Here is a 14,296-nt window from a genome sequence, read left to right on the forward strand (position 1 = left end):
GGCCGCACCTCAGGCCGCCTCGGGCGTTTCGAGCAGGCCACGGCGACGCAGCAGCGCGTCCGGCTCGGGCTCGCGGCCCCGGAAAGCGACATAGGCCTCCTCCGGATCGCGCGAGCCGCCCGACGAATAGATGTCGTCATGCAGCCGCTTGGCGGTCGCGGGATCGAAGATGTCGCCGGCCTCCTCGAAGGCGCCGAAGGCGTCGGCGTCCATCACCTCCGACCACATGTAGCTGTAGTAGCCCGAGGCATAGTGGTCGCCGGAGAAGATATGGCCGAACTGGGTAGGCCGGTGTCGCAGCGATATCTCGGCGGGCATGCCGATCTTCTCGAGCTCCTTCTGTTCGAAGGCGCGGACATCCCAGCTCGCCGCCGCCGGCTGGGTGTGGAATTCGAGGTCGACCAGCGCCGAGGAGACGAACTCCACGGTGGCAAAGCCCTGGTTGAACTTGCGCGCGGCGAGGAAGCGCTTGAGCAAATCGTCCGGCAGCGCCTCCCCGGTCTGGTAGTGGCGGGCGAAGCGCTGCAGCACCTCGGGCCGCTCCTGCCAGTGCTCGTAGAGCTGCGAGGGCAGCTCGACGAAGTCGGTGAACACGCTGGTTCCCGACAGCGACGGATAGGTCACGTTGGACAGCATGCCGTGCAGGCCATGGCCGAACTCGTGGAACAGGGTCCGCGCATCATCGGGCGACAGCAGCGACGGCGCGCCGTCGGCGCCCTTGGCGAAGTTGCAGACATTGATGACCAGCGGCGCGACGGCGCCGTCGAGCTTCTGCTGGTCGCGCAGCGAGGTCATCCAGGCGCCGGAGCGCTTCGAGGGCCGCGCGAAGTAGTCGCCGTAGAACAGCGCCTTGTGCTGGCCGTCGCGGCCCTTGACCTCCCAGACCCGGACGTCCGGATGCCACACCGGGATATCCTTGCGTTCCTCGAAGGTGACGCCGAACAGGCGGGTGGCGCAGTCGAACGCGGCCTCGATCATGTGGTCGAGCACCAGATAGGGCTTGATCGCGGAATCGTCGAAATTGGCGCGGCGCTGGCGCAGCTTCTCGGCGTAGTAGCGCCAGTCCCAGGACGCGAGGGGGAAATTGCCGCCCTCCTCCGCGATCAGCGCCTGCAGCGCGTCGCGGTCGGCGAGCGCCCGCGCTCGCGCCGGCTTCCAGACCCGCTCCAGGAGGCCGCGCACGGCCTCCGGCGTCTTCGCCATGGAATCCTCGAGGCGGTAGGCGGCGTAGGTCGGGAAGCCCAGGATCTTGGCGGTCTCCTCGCGCAGCCTGAGGATCTCCACGATGGTCGCGTTGTTGTCGTTGGCGTTGCCATTGTCGCCGCGCGCCGTGAAGGCCTTGTAGACCTTCTCGCGCAGATCGCGCCGCGACGAGCTCTGCAGGAACGGCTCGACCGAGGAGCGCGACAGCGTCACGATCGCCTTGCCCGGCATGCCGCGCTCTTCCGCCGCAGCCTTGGCGGCCGCCACAAATGTGTCGGAGAGGCCGGCGCGGTCGTCCTCGCCGAGCTCCATGGACCACTCCTGCTCATCGCCGAGCAGATGGTGGCTGAACGAGGTGCCGAGATGGGCGAGGCGCTCGTTAATCTCGGCCATGCGGGCCTTTGCCGCATCGTCGAGGCCGGCGCCGGAGCGGCGGAAGCGGGTGTAGGTGCGTTCCAGCAGCCGCATCTGCTCGCCAGTCAGGCCGAGGGAGGCGCGCTTCTCGTGCAGCATGGCGATGCGGCCAAACAGCACAGCGTTCATCATGATCGGATTCCAGTGCCGCGCCATCCGGGGCGACACCTCCTTGTCGATCTCCAGGATCGCCGGGCTCGAATGCGCCGAGACCAGGTCGTAGAACACCGCCGAGACCTTCGACAGCAGCTTGCCGGAGCGCTCCAGCGCGGTGATGGTGTTGTCGAAGTCGGGCAGCGCCGGATCATGGGTGATCGCAGCCACTTCCGCGGAATGATCGGCGAAAGCCTGCTCGAAAGCGGGGAGGAAATGCTCCGGCTTGATCTCGGCGAACGGCGGCGTCTCGAGCGGCGTCCGCCATGCCTTCAGGAGGGGGTTGGCAAGAGCCTGAGCCTTGGCGTCTGCGCTGGTTTCTGACATCGAATGTCCCGTTTTTCGCCTTGAAAATGCTGCCCAATCTATATCACGCGATACGGCATTTTTGGGCCTTTTGCGCTTGATAGATGGGCACTTTTCGGAGAGATTGCGCCCCCTGAACAGGACCTATTTCATGACCATGCAGCCCTCCAACTCAGGCAACCGCACCATCGCCTGGCCAAGCGTCATCACCGTGATCTCGGCGGCGATCCTGATCGGCGCGGAAGTGTTCGGCGCGGCGTTCGCCGGCGGCTGGGCGCTCGCGATCCTGCTCGGGCTCGACGACGTCGCCGCGCACATCCTGCAGGCGGTGCTGTTCGGCATCGGCGTGCTGATCATGATCGCCTTCATCCGCGCAGCGCAGCGCGTCGAGCCGTTCACGCGTCGCGCGTGAGCTTGAGCGATTCAAGAAAGCACTGCGGCACAGGGCTAAAACGCACACACGCTTCGTTAGTCATTCTTAACAGCCGTTCATCCTCAGCGCGTCCGACGCGTGCTGCGCGCGACATCGCAAGCACGCGTTAGGGAAATTTGCCGCGATCGCAAAAAAATTCTTGCGCCACGAAGTCAAAAGACTTATTTCCTGCCTTGCCCAATTTCGCACGTGCCTGTGGTCGTGTGTCAGTCGGTAGGTATCCGGACAAGAGGCCGGACAGCCGCCAAGGGGTGGAAGAACCGAGGGTCGCTTACGTCCATCAGGACACGAGGCGGCCAGCATCTCTCTCCAGGGATGCCGTTGAAGGTCTCACCACTCTTTGCAACCGTGACTGGCAGCCGGAGGCGAACCGGCGCACCCCGCTCTCAACGGGGGACGCGACTTAAAGCAACGACGGATCGGGCTTTTTTGGTCTCTACCGGCGGTCCAACGCCGGCCCGGGCTACTGAAAAGGCTTGTCCTTCATTGCCAGGTGATCGGGCGGGAAACTCTCCCAACCAATCCACGGCAGCACAGTCTGGTTTGAGTCTCTTGGCCTCAACGCGCCTCCATCGCGCGATGTGGCCGAAGCGCTCTTACCCGACGTCACGTTGATGCGGATCCCGTCGCTGGGGCCGTTGGAGAGTGCCATGACTGAACGTATCCAGGAATTCCTGCGCCACCGCCGCCAGGATGGACTCGACACCGAGCCGTGCCTCGTCGTCGACCTCGAAGTCGTGCGCGACAATTACCAGACCTTCGCCAAGGTGCTGCCGGACAGCCGCGTGTTCTATGCGGTGAAAGCCAACCCGGCGCCCGAAGTGCTGTCGCTGCTGGCCTCGCTCGGCTCCTGCTTCGACACCGCGACGGTTGCGGAAATCGAGATGGCGCTGGCCGCCGGTGCGACGCCGGACCGCATCTCCTATGGCAACACGATCAAGAAGGAGCGCGACATCGCGCGTGCCTTCGCGCTCGGCATTCGCCTGTTCGCGGTCGATTGCGCCGCCGAGGTCGAGAAGATCGCCCGCGCCGCCCCCGGCGCCAAGGTGTTCTGCCGCATCCTCTATGACTGCGCCGGCGCCGAGTGGCCGCTGTCGCGCAAGTTCGGCTGCGACCCGGAGATGGCGGTCGACGTGCTCGACCTCGCCAAGCGCCTGGGCCTGGAGCCGTGCGGTATCTCGTTCCATGTCGGCTCGCAGCAGCGCAAGGTGAAGGCGTGGGACCGCGCGCTCGCGATGGCGTCGACCGTGTTCCGTGACTGCGCCGAGCGCGGGATCAACCTCACCATGGTCAACATGGGCGGCGGCTTCCCGACCAAGTACCTCAAGGACGTTCCTCCGGTCCTGCAATATGGCCGGTCGATCTTCCGCGCGCTGCGCAAGCATTTCGGCAACCAGATTCCGGAGACGATCATCGAGCCGGGCCGCGGCATGGTCGGCAATGCTGGAATCATCGAGACCGAAGTCGTTCTGATCTCGAAGAAGAGCGACGAGGACGAGGTGCGCTGGGTCTATCTCGACATCGGCAAGTTCGGCGGTCTCGCCGAGACGATGGACGAGTCGATCCGCTACGCCATCCGCACCCCGCATGACGGGGCGGACATGACGCCGTGCGTGCTCGCGGGCCCGACCTGCGACAGCGCCGACGTGCTGTACGAGAAGCTGCCGTATCCGCTCCCGGTGACGCTCGAGATCGGCGACAAGCTGCTGATCGAAGGCACCGGCGCCTATACGTCGACCTACTCGTCGGTGGCGTTCAACGGCATTCCGCCGCTGAAGACCTACCACATCTGACCCGCCTCCTTTTCGAGGCCCGATAAACCGGGAGCCGGCCCCGCCGGCTCCTCCCCGATCATTTTTGATTTTCCTGAACGACGCTTGCCGCGGCGTACGACATGCCGTTGCAAGCGGGGACTGACGTGCCATGACTGCAAAACGGAACACCCCCGTTGCCCTCATCCGAGATGCCGCCCCGTTCGCGATCCGTGCGGAGCGTGGCTCGGACGTCGTCGCACGCGAAGCGCTGCTGGATGCCTGCTTTGGCTGTAATCGCCATACGCGCACCTGCCAGCGCCTGCGCGACGGACGCGCGCCCGCCGAAGGCCTGAGCCTTGCGGCCGTGCGCCAGGACGGCCGGCTGGTTGGAACCGTGCGGTTGTGGCACGTCAGCGCGGGGGGCCGCAGCGCGCTGATGCTGGGGCCGCTGGCAGTCGACGACGACTGCCGCGGCCTCGGCGTCGGCGCCGCGCTGATGCAGCGCGCGCTGGCGGTGGCCAAGGCGCGCGGCCACGGCGCCGTGATCCTGCTTGGCGATGCGCCCTACTACGCCCGCTTCGGCTTCACCGCCGCCAAGACCGGCGAGCTGTCGCTGCCGGGCACGTTCGAGCGCGAGCGGCTGCTCGGCGTCGAGCTTGTCGCCGGCGCGCTGGACGGCGCCTGGGGCATGATCACGCCGACCGGCGCGCCGCTGCCCGAGGCCAAGGCATCGCGGACGCGATCCCGGACCCGGAAGGCACCGCTCGCCGTGCCGCACGCGGCGTAAGGCGGGCCGCTATGTCGGAGCACCTTCCCATCACCGATGGCGCGCGCCCGCGTTGGCGCGGCCTCGTCACCACGGTCATGCTGATCCTGATCTCGGTGATGATCGTCAGGGATATCCTGGGCCGGCGCTGGACCGGCACGGCGCCATCTCCGCCGGACACCACGCTGCAGTCCCATTAGTGCCGGCCGCACCAAGCCTGAACCAAGAAGGGGTTGCGCGGGCGCCAAAAATGCCCGTAAACCCCGCGCAAAGCCATTTTCAGTCGAGGTCCAGCATGTCCCGCCGCCTGATTTCCACCGGCTCGCCCTTTGAGAAGACCGCCGGCTACAGCCGTGCCGTGATCGACGGCGACTTCGCCTTCGTCGCGGGAACCACCGGCTATGACTACGCCACGATGACCATGCCATCAGATGTCACGAGCCAGTCACGGAACTGCTTCAAGACCATCGAGGCCGCCCTCAAGGAGGGAGGCTTTGCGATGGCCGACATCGTCCGCGCGACCTACTACCTCACCGACGCCCGTGACGTGGATGCGCATTTCGCGGTCTGCGGCGAGGTCCTCGGCGACATCCGCCCGGCCGCAACGATGCTGATCGTCGCGGGGCTCTACAAGCCCGAGATGAAGGTCGAGATCGAAGTCACCGCGAAGCGTCGCAACCCCTGATCCACCCTATCCGCCGCTAGGCACTCTCCTGGAGAAAATGATGAGCCCCGCCTCGCAAATCTACGCGAAGATCACAGGTCCCATTGTCATGATCGGCTTCGGCTCGATCGGCAAAGGCACGCTGCCTTTGATCGAGCGGCATCTCGACTATGACAAGTCGCGCGTCACCGTGATCGACCCCAAGGACGAGGGCCGCAAGGCGCATTGCGAGAAGCACAACGTCAAATTCATCCAGAAGGCCGTGACCAAGGACAATTATCGCGACCTGCTGAGCCCGCTGCTCACTAAAGGCGGCGGCCAGGGCTTTTGCGTCAATCTGTCGGTCGATACCGGCTCGACCGACATCATGGAGCTGTGCAACGAACTCGGCGCTCTCTACATCGACACCGTCAACGAGCCCTGGCTCGGCTTTTATTTCGATTCCTCGAAGGGCCCGGAAGCGCGCTCCAACTACGCCCTTCGCGAGGTGACGCTGGCCGCCAAGAAGGCGCGCCCCGCGGGCTCGACGACGGCCGTCTCCTGCTGTGGCGCCAATCCCGGCATGGTCTCGTTCTTCGTCAAGCAGGCGCTGCTCAATGTCGCCGCCGATCTGAAGCTCAATGCCCCGAAGCCGAAGACCAAGGCCGAATGGGCGGACTTGATGCGGCAGGCCGGTGTGAAGGGCATCCACATCGCCGAACGCGACACCCAGCGCTCCAAGTCGCCGAAAGAGCCTGACGTCTTCGTCAACACCTGGTCGGTGGAAGGTTTCCTGTCGGAAGGCGTGCAGCCGTCCGAACTCGGCTGGGGCACCCATGAGAAATGGATGCCCGAGAATGCCCACACCCACGAAGCCGGCTGCGGCGCCGCCATCTATCTGATGCAGCCCGGCGCCAACACGCGCGTGCGCACCTGGTGCCCGACCCGCGGCGCGCAGTACGGCTTCCTCGTCACCCACAACGAGTCGATCTCGATCGCCGATTACTTCACGGTGCGTGACGCATCGGGCACAGCGATCTATCGGCCGACCTGCCACTATGCCTATCACCCGGCCGACGACGCCGTGCTGTCGCTGCATGAAATGTTCGGCCGCGCAGCGAAGATGCAGGAAAAGCACCACATCCTCGATGAGAACGAAATCGTCGACGGCATCGACGAGCTCGGCGTGCTGCTGTTCGGCCATGACAACAATGCCTACTGGTACGGCTCGCAGCTCTCCATCGAGGAGACCCGCAAGCTCGCGCCGTATCAGAACGCCACCGGCCTGCAAGTGACGTCCGCCGTGCTCGGCGGCATGGTGTGGGCGCTGGAAAACCCGAACGAAGGCATCGTCGAGGCCGACGAGATGGACTTCGATCGTCTCCTGGAAATCCAGCTGCCGTATCTCGGCCCGGTGAAGGGTTTCTACACCGACTGGACCCCGCTGACGGATCGCCCGGGACTGTTCCCGGAAGATATCGACACCAGCGATCCCTGGCAGTTCAAGAATATTCTGGTGCGCTGATCCGAAGGGTTATCCCGGGATGCGCGCTTAGGCGCGCAGACCCGGGACCTCGAAATCGTTGCGCGAGATTCTCGGGTGCGCGAGTGCGCACCATGGTTCATCGCTGCCCCGGAATGACTTCGTCATCTCGCCATGTAGTCGAACGCGACCGAGCCGAGGCCGAGCGTCAGGTCCGCCTTGAAATGCAGCGCCGAGACCACCTCGCGCACCGGCAGGCGGGCGACGTCGCATAGCGCGTGCGGAAACAGCCCAAGCGCGGCGGGACCGGTCCAGGCCTCCTTCAGCGTGATGTCTTCCAGATGAAACCGCACCAGCTCGCAGATCCGCGGGCTACCGTCGACATGCGGGATGATTTTCAGAATGAAGTTCGGCGCCGTCATCGACTTCAGTACGGTGTCGTGATCAACCTTGCGGTGCTTGTAGCCCATGGTGGCGGAGGCGCAGAGCACCGAGCCGTAATGCAGCGAGCCGACCAGCACGTCGCTCTCGACCTCGATCCTGGGCTTTGCCAGCTTCTTCGGAAATCCCCACAGCTCGCGACCGCCGGCGATCGGGCCTTCATCGTCGAGATACATCGCGTGGGTGTAGGCGCCCTCCTCGCCCCTGAAGCGAACCGGGATCACCTGCCCGGTCTCGGTGTAGTCGCCGAAGCCGGTCGAGTCCGGCATGCGGATGAACTCGTACTTCACCACAGGCTCGGCGACCTCGAGCGGCTCCGGCACCACGGCGGCGAGCGCTTCCGGGTCGGTCTTGTAGGTGATGATGAAATATTCGCGGTCGAAGAACCGGTAGGGCCCCGGCGGAAACGACGGGTTGGTGAGCGGCATCGAATAGGCGGTGCGCCGGACGTCCTCGATCTTCATGGCAAGCCCCATCTGTCGTTGGCGAGACGACAGATTATGGAGGGCGCCCGCGGCGGAGGCGAGACCGTATAATCGGCAGCGTCCGTCAAATCCGCGTCACAATGCGGGCCGCGGTGCGCTTACTTTTTCTCGATCGGCGGCGCGGTCTTCTCCGCGGGCGCGGGCGGCAGCACCGGCTTGGCGCCGGCCTTCCGTGCCTCATCGTCGGGACGCGCGGGCTGCGGCGCCGGCGTGGTCGGCCGCTCGCCGCCCGGCTTCGACTCGGCCGGCGGCGCCGTCTGCTGCGGCTCGGGCGTCGGCGTCGGTTGCAGCGGCTGGGTCGCCTGCGCGATCTCCTGCGGCGAAGCGGCATTGATCGCGTGCAGCGAAAGCACCGCGATCGCAACGCCCGCTGCCACCAGCGTCGAGGCGATCAGCATGTCGATTCGCAACCTGGTCCGATCCACAGCCATCTCGTTCACCTGCGCCTTGTCCGCGGGGTCAACGATCCCGCCACGGCATGGTTCCGAAGCGGTGCCTGCGGGAACCTCGGCTCAATCCGTGGTGCTGACCTCCCAGGTCGCGTGCCGCACGCCGGGCTGATGCTGCAGGTCCACCACCACGGCATTCAACTCGTTGGGTTCGACCGCGGTCGAGACCAGCGTCGCCACGATCTCGAGGAAGTCGTCGCCGGCCTCAACCACGTCGACATCGGCAACAGGGTAGTTCGCTGCCTCCAGCTTCTCGACCAGGCGATCGCGCATGTCCGGCAGCGCTTCCGGGGTAACCGCGAGCTTGAAGTAGTAGGTCGCCTCCGAGGCCTTCTCGTTCAGCGGGATGCGGTTGATGGCGTTGACCAGCGGACGCAGCAGCGTGTTGCCGGCGATCACGAACACGGTCAGCGCCGCCGCCTGCGCCACGAGGTCGGCACCGGCGCAGGAGCCGACCGCGGCCGAGGCCCACAGCGTGGCCGCGGTGTTGAGGCCGCGCACATCCATGCCCTGCTTCATGATGACGCCGGCGCCGAGGAAGCCGATCCCCGACACCACATAGGCGATCACCCGCACCGCGCCGTCGGCGCCGGCCAGATGCATCGCGAGGTCGACGAAGGCGGCAGCGCCAACCGCAACCAGCACGTTGGTGCGCAGACCCGCGGTGCGCTGCCGGTACTGCCGCTCGGCACCGATCAGGGTGCCGAACACAAAGGCCGTGGTCAGGCTGACCAGCGTGTCGATGAAGTCGGCGAGCTGGAACGTGGTGAGAAATCGCATGACGCTGCGGCCCCGGCGCGAGCTTCGTCTTTTGACGCGTTTTCTTCACGCGAACCGGTACCCACTTCGCTCGAAAACGCTTCGTCTGCCGCGATCTCTTACATTTCCACGATGCCCGCGTCACCATCTTCCGTGCCGAAGGCGAGCAGCGTGCCCTTGGCATTCCATCCGAGCGCCGACACCGCCGTGCCGGCGTTCCGGCGCACCAGGATCTCGGCACCGTCCTCGAGCCGGACCATCAGCACGGTGCCGTCGGCATAGCCGACCGCCATGATGTCGTTCTTCGGATGGCAGGCGACCACGGCGACCCGCGCCGGCATCGGCGCCAGCATCGCCGGCTCCTTGCCCATCGGGCCGTCCTTGCTGGTGAACGGCCAGACGATCACGGTGTCGGCGCCCGAGGTCGCGAGCCCCTTGCCGCCGACGCTCCATGACATCGAGCGCACCCGGCCGGGATAGCCGCTCATCCGCATATGCCGGTTGTCGGCGAGCCGCCAGCCATGCATCGCGGGTTCGTGCATCGCGGTGACGAGGAATTTGTTGTCCGGGCTGAACATGACGGCGAGATGCGAGCCCGCCCATTCCAGAAACTCCGGATTGGCCGCCATGTTGGGAAACCACAAGGTCACGCCGTTGTAATGCGCGATCGCAAGCCGCAGGCCCTTCGGCGCAAAAGCAAGCCCGCCGACGGTCGACGGTACCTCGAAGGTTTTCTCCTCGCCCTTGGGATTGCGCACGAACGCGGTCTTGCCCGCCGACCACGCCAGCGTGCCGTCGCTGTGCAGGGCGACATTGTCGATCCAGCGCCGCTTGGCGTCGGTCGCAATGACAGCGGTCTCGCCCTTGGCGTCGATCGCGACCAGCTTGCCGTCGTCACCGCCGGTGACGAGCCGCTTGCCGTCGGAGGCGGCGCACAGGATGGCGCCGAAATGCGTCTGCGTCCGTGTGATCTCGCCTTCGGCGGTCGCGATCGCAACACCCTCCTCGGCGCCGACGAAGAACGCGCGGTCGCCGAGGAAATGTACCGAGCTCACCGCCGCGCCGAGCGGTAGCGGCTTGACGCGGTCGGTGATCGAAACGATGGAAGAAGGGGCCTCGCCCGGATCGAACTCTTTCATCACGTGGTGATGCACTGCTCGAAGCCGTCGCGGATCACCTGCTCGGGCAGTTCGCGACCGATGAACACGACGCGGCTCTCGCGCTTCTCGCCGTCCTTCCATTTCCGCTGATGGTCGCCCTCCAGCATCATGTGGACGCCCTGGAACACGTAGCGGTCGTCATCGCCGGTGAAAGCGAGGATGCCCTTCGAGCGCAGGATCTTCTGGCCCTCGGTGGCGACGAGCTGCTGCAGCCAGGGCATGAACTTGGTCGGGTCGAGCGGCTTCTCGGAACGCAGCGACAGCGACTGCATGTCCTCGTCGTGATAATGCTTCAACCCGCCATGGCCATGGTCGTGATCATGGTGGTGGTGATTATGGTCATGGTGATGACCGTGGTCATGGTCGTGATCGTCGCCGGCCTCGAGGAAATCCGGCTCGATCTCCAGGATGCGGTCGAGATCGAACGCGCCGCGCTCCAGCACGTCGGTCAGCCCGACCTGGCAACGCTCGGTGCGGTGCAGCTTGGCATAGGGATTGATGCCGCGGATGCGGGCTTCGACCTCGGCGAGTTCGGGCTTTGAGACCAGGTCGGTCTTGTTCAGCACGATGACGTCGGCGAACGCGATCTGGTTCTTGGCTTCCGGCGCGTCCTTGAGGCGGTCGCTCAGCCATTTGGCATCGGCGACGGTCACGACCGCGTCGAGCCGGGCGTTCTTCTGCACGTCCTCGTCGACGAAGAAGGTCTGCGCGACCGGCGCCGGATCGGCAAGGCCGGTGGTCTCGACGATGATGGCGTCGAACTTGCCCTTGCGCTTCATCAGGCCGTCCATGATGCGGACGAGGTCGCCGCGCACGGTGCAGCACACGCAGCCATTGTTCATCTCGAACACTTCCTCATCGGCGCCGATGATGAGGTCGTTGTCGATGCCGATCTCGCCGAATTCGTTGACGATGACGGCGTATTTCTTGCCGTGGTTTTCCGACAGTATGCGGTTCAACAGCGTGGTCTTGCCGGCGCCGAGATAGCCCGTCAGCACGGTCACAGGAATTTTTTGCGAAGCTTCAGCCATAACAACTCCGAAGGAACTTGGGGCCGCGCTCAATCCAGACAGGGAGGCCCCTGCCCTACTCGGCGAGCGCGCTGGTCAGGGCCTTTATATTGTGCCTGACCATATCAATGTAAGTGGGTGCATCGCCCTTTTCGGCCGTCAAACCGTCCGAATACAGGGTGCCGCCGACCCGGGCGCCGGTCTCGGCCGCGATCCGCTCGATCAGGCGGGGATCGCTGATATTTTCGAGAAAAACTGCCGGAATTTTCGCAACCTTGATCTGGGCGATGATGGCGGCGATATCGCGGGCGCTGGGCTCGGAATCCGTGGACACGCTGAGCGGCGAGAAGAACGTGACGCCGTAGGCGTCGGCGAAATAGCCGAAAGCGCCATGGGTCGAGATCACCTTGCGCCGCGCCTCCGGCACTTTCGCCACCGCCTCATGCACCTCGCGGTCGAGCGCCTCCAGCTTGGCCAGATAGGCGTCGGCGTTGGCCTTGAAGATGGCTGTCTGGTCGGGGGCCGCGGCGATCAGCCCGTCGCGAATATTGACGACGTAGATCTTCGCATTGGCCACGGATTGCCAGGCATGCGGATCGTCATGGCCGCCCATCTTTCGTGGCATGATCCCCTTGGTCGCCACCGCGACCGGCGCCTTGCTGCCCGAGGCCTGCAGCAGCCGCGGCATCCAGCCCTCGAAGCCGAGACCATTGATCACCACGAGCTTGGCGTCGGCGACCTTCTTGGCATCTGCCGGCGTCGGCGCGTAGACATGCGCGTCGCCGTCGGGCCCGACCAGCGCCGTCACGTCGACATTATTGCCGCCGACATTGCGCACCATGTCGGCGAGGATCGAGAAGCTCGCGACGACATTGATGCGCTCGGCGGCGCGCGCCGGTCCACTCGCCAGCAGCAGCGCCAGACCAATCAAACCGAACAATCGCCGCATCGTACTCACGCCTCGAGATGGCGGCCGGGAAACAGCTGCCGCACCAGGCCGCTGACATTGCCGAACAGCAGCGACACAATATACAGCCCCGCCGCGACCAGGATGATCGCAGGGCCGGAGGGAATCCGGGTCTGGTACGACAGCACCAGTCCGGCATAGCCCGACAGCATCGCGCTCGCCACCGCGATGCAGATCATGGTGGTGATGTCGCGCGACCAGAACCGCGCAATGCCCGCGGGCAGGATCATCAGTCCGACGCCGAGCAGCGTGCCGAGCGCGTGGAAGCCGTTGACGAGGTTGACCACGACCAGTGCGAGGAAGGCGAGATGCGCCGGCGCGCCGGCCCGGCTTACGGTGCGCAGGAATACCGGATCGACGCATTCGATCACCAGCGGGCGATAGATCACCGCGAGCACCAGGAGCGTGAGGGTGGCGTTGAACGCGATCACCAGCAGGGTCTGGTCGTCCATCGCCAGGATGTTGCCGAACAGCACGTGCAGCAGGTCGATATTGGTGCCCTTGATGGACACGATGGTGACGCCGAGCGCGAGCGAGACCAGATAGAAAGTCGCAAGCGAGGCGTCCTCCTTCAATTCGGTGGTGCGGGCGACGAGGCCGGCGAGCAGCGCCACGGCAAAGCCCGCGATCAGGCCGCCGGTCGTCATCGCGAACAGGTTGAGCCCGGACAGCAGGAAGCCGATCGCCGCCCCCGGCAGGATCGCATGCGCCATGGCGTCGCCGACCAGGCTCATCCGCCGCAGCATCAGGAACACGCCGATCGGCGCACCGCCGAGCGACAGCGCGATCACCGCCGCCAGCGCGCGGCGCATGAACTCGAATTCGGTGAAGGGCGTGACCAGCGCGTCGGATAGCATCGGCGTCAGGCGGCCCTCGAGCGTGGATCGGCGGCGCAGGCCGCGGCGCTGTCGTCGAACGCCTCGCACATCCGCATCGCGACCATCAGATTGTCGGCCGTCAGCGCCTCGGCGGTCGGTCCCCATTCGACCGGGCCGCGCGCCAGCAGCAGCGTTTCGGGGAAATTGTTGCGCACCATGTCGAGGTCGTGCAGCGCCGCCAGCACGGTGCGCCCCTCGCCGTTCCAGCGCTTCACCAGCGCCAGCAGGTCAGCGGTGGTCTTGGCGTCGATGGCGTTGAACGGCTCGTCGAGCACGATCAGCCGGGCGTCCTGCAACAGCACGCGCGCAAACAGCATGCGCTGGGTCTGGCCGCCGGACAGCGTGCCGATCGGGCGGTTCTCGAAACCGTTGAGCCCGACCGCGGCGAGCGCCGCCAAAATCTTCTCGCGCGCGGCCTTGCCGATGCCGCCGAAGAAGCCGGTCGAGCGCCACAACCCGGTGCCGACGAAATCGAACACCGAGATCGGGAAGCTGCGGTCGATGTCGGCGGACTGCGGCAGATAGGCGATGTCGCGATGATCCAGCCCGTCGAGATCGATCACGCCCGACAGCGGCTTGAGCACGCCGGCGATGCCGCGCAGCAGGGTCGACTTGCCGGCGCCGTTCGGGCCGATCACGGCGAGCAACGCACCCGCCTCGACGGCGCCATTGAGATGATGCACCGCCGGGTGGCGATCATAACCGAGCGTGACGTCGCGGAAGGTAACAAGAGCAGCCACAGGTCTCACCTCATCGCCAGCCAGACGACAGCCCACAGGCAGGCACTGACCGCGAGCGCCGCGAGCAGTCGGGCCGGCACGGGCATGCGCAGGATCGACCAGTGCGCGGCCTGCGCCGGATGCGCGTGCGGGGCGTGGCTGTGCCCGTGGGGGGCGTGGCCGTGATGGTGGTCCTCGTGGGTGTGCGTATGCGCCATGGAACGACTGTTATATTATAACATAACGCGAGTCTACAAAGGAGGAACTCATGGC

Annotated in this window: 17 protein-coding genes; 6 read left to right on the forward strand and 11 right to left on the reverse strand. The window is 65.6% G+C overall.

The genetic code is table 11. The features are described from left to right. Window positions 1–9: 9 nt before the first annotated feature. Window positions 10–2,097: a M3 family metallopeptidase gene (locus QA635_RS37040; RefSeq protein WP_283064790.1), complete on the reverse strand. Its 2,088-nt coding sequence runs from the start codon at window positions 2,095–2,097 to the stop codon at window positions 10–12. Between the two features lie 130 nt (window positions 2,098–2,227). Here QA635_RS37040 and QA635_RS37045 point away from each other — a divergent pair, with 130 nt between their 5' ends. Then, the gene (locus QA635_RS37045) at window positions 2,228–2,488 is read left to right on the forward strand and encodes a hypothetical protein (RefSeq protein WP_168857868.1); all 261 of its coding nucleotides are present in this window, start codon (window positions 2,228–2,230) and stop codon (window positions 2,486–2,488) included. Window positions 2,489–2,972: 484 nt separating this feature from the next. On the opposite strand, the gene QA635_RS37050 is transcribed toward QA635_RS37045, so the two are convergent. Then, the gene (locus QA635_RS37050; protein ID WP_179077299.1) at window positions 2,973–3,161 is read right to left on the reverse strand and encodes a hypothetical protein; all 189 of its coding nucleotides are present in this window, start codon (window positions 3,159–3,161) and stop codon (window positions 2,973–2,975) included. On the opposite strand from QA635_RS37050, the gene QA635_RS37055 reads away from it, so the two are divergent. From QA635_RS37055 to QA635_RS37075, 5 genes are all read left to right on the forward strand, one after another. Beyond that, window positions 3,160–4,302: a type III PLP-dependent enzyme gene (locus tag QA635_RS37055; protein ID WP_057016239.1), complete on the forward strand. Its 1,143-nt coding sequence runs from the start codon at window positions 3,160–3,162 to the stop codon at window positions 4,300–4,302. The two genes, QA635_RS37050 and QA635_RS37055, sit on opposite strands and share 2 nt — an antisense overlap. A 130-nt stretch (window positions 4,303–4,432) precedes the next feature. Beyond that, entirely contained in the window at window positions 4,433–5,050 is a 618-nt protein-coding gene (locus QA635_RS37060; protein ID WP_283064791.1) for a GNAT family N-acetyltransferase, read from the forward strand. Window positions 5,051–5,061: 11 nt separating this feature from the next. Further along, entirely contained in the window at window positions 5,062–5,229 is a 168-nt protein-coding gene (locus QA635_RS37065) for a hypothetical protein (RefSeq protein ID WP_283064792.1), read from the forward strand. A 95-nt stretch (window positions 5,230–5,324) separates the two neighbouring features. Then, the gene (locus tag QA635_RS37070) at window positions 5,325–5,714 is read left to right on the forward strand and encodes a RidA family protein (RefSeq protein ID WP_028332860.1); all 390 of its coding nucleotides are present in this window, start codon (window positions 5,325–5,327) and stop codon (window positions 5,712–5,714) included. 40 nt (window positions 5,715–5,754) lie between these two features. Continuing rightward, the gene (locus tag QA635_RS37075; protein ID WP_283072047.1) at window positions 5,755–7,197 is read left to right on the forward strand and encodes a homospermidine synthase; all 1,443 of its coding nucleotides are present in this window, start codon (window positions 5,755–5,757) and stop codon (window positions 7,195–7,197) included. Window positions 7,198–7,319: 122 nt separating this feature from the next. On the opposite strand, the gene QA635_RS37080 is transcribed toward QA635_RS37075, so the two are convergent. The 9 genes from QA635_RS37080 to QA635_RS37120 all read right to left on the reverse strand — a co-directional run bounded on the left by QA635_RS37080 (window position 7,320) and on the right by QA635_RS37120 (window position 14,241). Beyond that, on the reverse strand, window positions 7,320–8,060 hold the full coding sequence (locus tag QA635_RS37080) for an acetoacetate decarboxylase (RefSeq protein WP_076827705.1): 741 nt from the start codon (window positions 8,058–8,060) through the stop codon (window positions 7,320–7,322). A 119-nt stretch (window positions 8,061–8,179) separates the two neighbouring features. Beyond that, window positions 8,180–8,512, reverse strand: a complete 333-nt coding sequence (locus QA635_RS37085; protein ID WP_283064793.1) for a hypothetical protein — start codon at window positions 8,510–8,512, stop codon at window positions 8,180–8,182. A gap of 81 nt (window positions 8,513–8,593) precedes the next feature. Continuing rightward, window positions 8,594–9,310, reverse strand: a complete 717-nt coding sequence (locus QA635_RS37090; RefSeq protein ID WP_038384367.1) for an MgtC/SapB family protein — start codon at window positions 9,308–9,310, stop codon at window positions 8,594–8,596. Between the two features lie 98 nt (window positions 9,311–9,408). Further along, complete coding sequence (locus QA635_RS37095; protein ID WP_057016236.1) at window positions 9,409–10,428, reverse strand: WD40 repeat domain-containing protein; 1,020 nt, start codon at window positions 10,426–10,428, stop codon at window positions 9,409–9,411. Next, window positions 10,428–11,480: a CobW family GTP-binding protein gene (locus QA635_RS37100; RefSeq protein ID WP_283064794.1), complete on the reverse strand. Its 1,053-nt coding sequence runs from the start codon at window positions 11,478–11,480 to the stop codon at window positions 10,428–10,430. The genes QA635_RS37095 and QA635_RS37100 overlap by 1 nt, the downstream gene beginning before the upstream one ends. Window positions 11,481–11,535: 55 nt before the next feature. Continuing rightward, a complete protein-coding gene (locus QA635_RS37105) occupies window positions 11,536–12,408 on the reverse strand; it encodes a metal ABC transporter substrate-binding protein (protein ID WP_076827710.1) in 873 nt (290 codons plus the stop codon). Between the two features lie 5 nt (window positions 12,409–12,413). Then, window positions 12,414–13,283 (reverse strand): metal ABC transporter permease, encoded by an 870-nt coding sequence (locus QA635_RS37110; protein WP_016842589.1) that lies wholly within the window; start codon window positions 13,281–13,283, stop codon window positions 12,414–12,416. Between the two features lie 5 nt (window positions 13,284–13,288). Continuing rightward, the gene (locus tag QA635_RS37115) at window positions 13,289–14,044 is read right to left on the reverse strand and encodes a metal ABC transporter ATP-binding protein (RefSeq protein WP_028332852.1); all 756 of its coding nucleotides are present in this window, start codon (window positions 14,042–14,044) and stop codon (window positions 13,289–13,291) included. Between the two features lie 5 nt (window positions 14,045–14,049). Continuing rightward, window positions 14,050–14,241, reverse strand: coding sequence for a hypothetical protein (locus QA635_RS37120; RefSeq protein ID WP_283064796.1), 192 nt, complete (start codon window positions 14,239–14,241; stop codon window positions 14,050–14,052). Between the last annotated feature and the right edge of the window lie 55 nt (window positions 14,242–14,296).

The sequence above is a fragment of the Bradyrhizobium brasilense genome, assembly GCF_029714345.1.
Lineage (GTDB): Bacteria > Pseudomonadota > Alphaproteobacteria > Rhizobiales > Xanthobacteraceae > Bradyrhizobium > Bradyrhizobium australafricanum.

Bases quoted from the DNA above. Each gene is read 5' to 3' on its own strand.
- QA635_RS37095 (WP_057016236.1), bottom strand. From the start codon at position 10,428: ATGAAAGAGTTCGATCCGGGCGAGGCCCCTTCTTCCATCGTTTCGATC.
- QA635_RS37105 (WP_076827710.1), bottom strand. From the start codon at position 12,408: ATGCGGCGATTGTTCGGTTTGATTGGTCTGGCGCTGCTGCTGGCGAGT.
- QA635_RS37075 (WP_283072047.1), top strand. From the start codon at position 5,755: ATGAGCCCCGCCTCGCAAATCTACGCGAAGATCACAGGTCCCATTGTC.
- QA635_RS37110 (WP_016842589.1), bottom strand. From the start codon at position 13,283: ATGCTATCCGACGCGCTGGTCACGCCCTTCACCGAATTCGAGTTCATG.
- QA635_RS37090 (WP_038384367.1), bottom strand. From the start codon at position 9,310: ATGCGATTTCTCACCACGTTCCAGCTCGCCGACTTCATCGACACGCTG.
- QA635_RS37060 (WP_283064791.1), top strand. From the start codon at position 4,433: ATGACTGCAAAACGGAACACCCCCGTTGCCCTCATCCGAGATGCCGCC.
- QA635_RS37050 (WP_179077299.1), bottom strand. From the start codon at position 3,161: ATGGCACTCTCCAACGGCCCCAGCGACGGGATCCGCATCAACGTGACG.
- QA635_RS37040 (WP_283064790.1), bottom strand. From the start codon at position 2,097: ATGTCAGAAACCAGCGCAGACGCCAAGGCTCAGGCTCTTGCCAACCCC.
- QA635_RS37045 (WP_168857868.1), top strand. From the start codon at position 2,228: ATGACCATGCAGCCCTCCAACTCAGGCAACCGCACCATCGCCTGGCCA.
- QA635_RS37070 (WP_028332860.1), top strand. From the start codon at position 5,325: ATGTCCCGCCGCCTGATTTCCACCGGCTCGCCCTTTGAGAAGACCGCC.
- QA635_RS37120 (WP_283064796.1), bottom strand. From the start codon at position 14,241: ATGGCGCATACGCACACCCACGAGGACCACCATCACGGCCACGCCCCC.
- QA635_RS37085 (WP_283064793.1), bottom strand. From the start codon at position 8,512: ATGGCTGTGGATCGGACCAGGTTGCGAATCGACATGCTGATCGCCTCG.
- QA635_RS37100 (WP_283064794.1), bottom strand. From the start codon at position 11,480: ATGGCTGAAGCTTCGCAAAAAATTCCTGTGACCGTGCTGACGGGCTAT.
- QA635_RS37065 (WP_283064792.1), top strand. From the start codon at position 5,062: ATGTCGGAGCACCTTCCCATCACCGATGGCGCGCGCCCGCGTTGGCGC.
- QA635_RS37055 (WP_057016239.1), top strand. From the start codon at position 3,160: ATGACTGAACGTATCCAGGAATTCCTGCGCCACCGCCGCCAGGATGGA.
- QA635_RS37080 (WP_076827705.1), bottom strand. From the start codon at position 8,060: ATGAAGATCGAGGACGTCCGGCGCACCGCCTATTCGATGCCGCTCACC.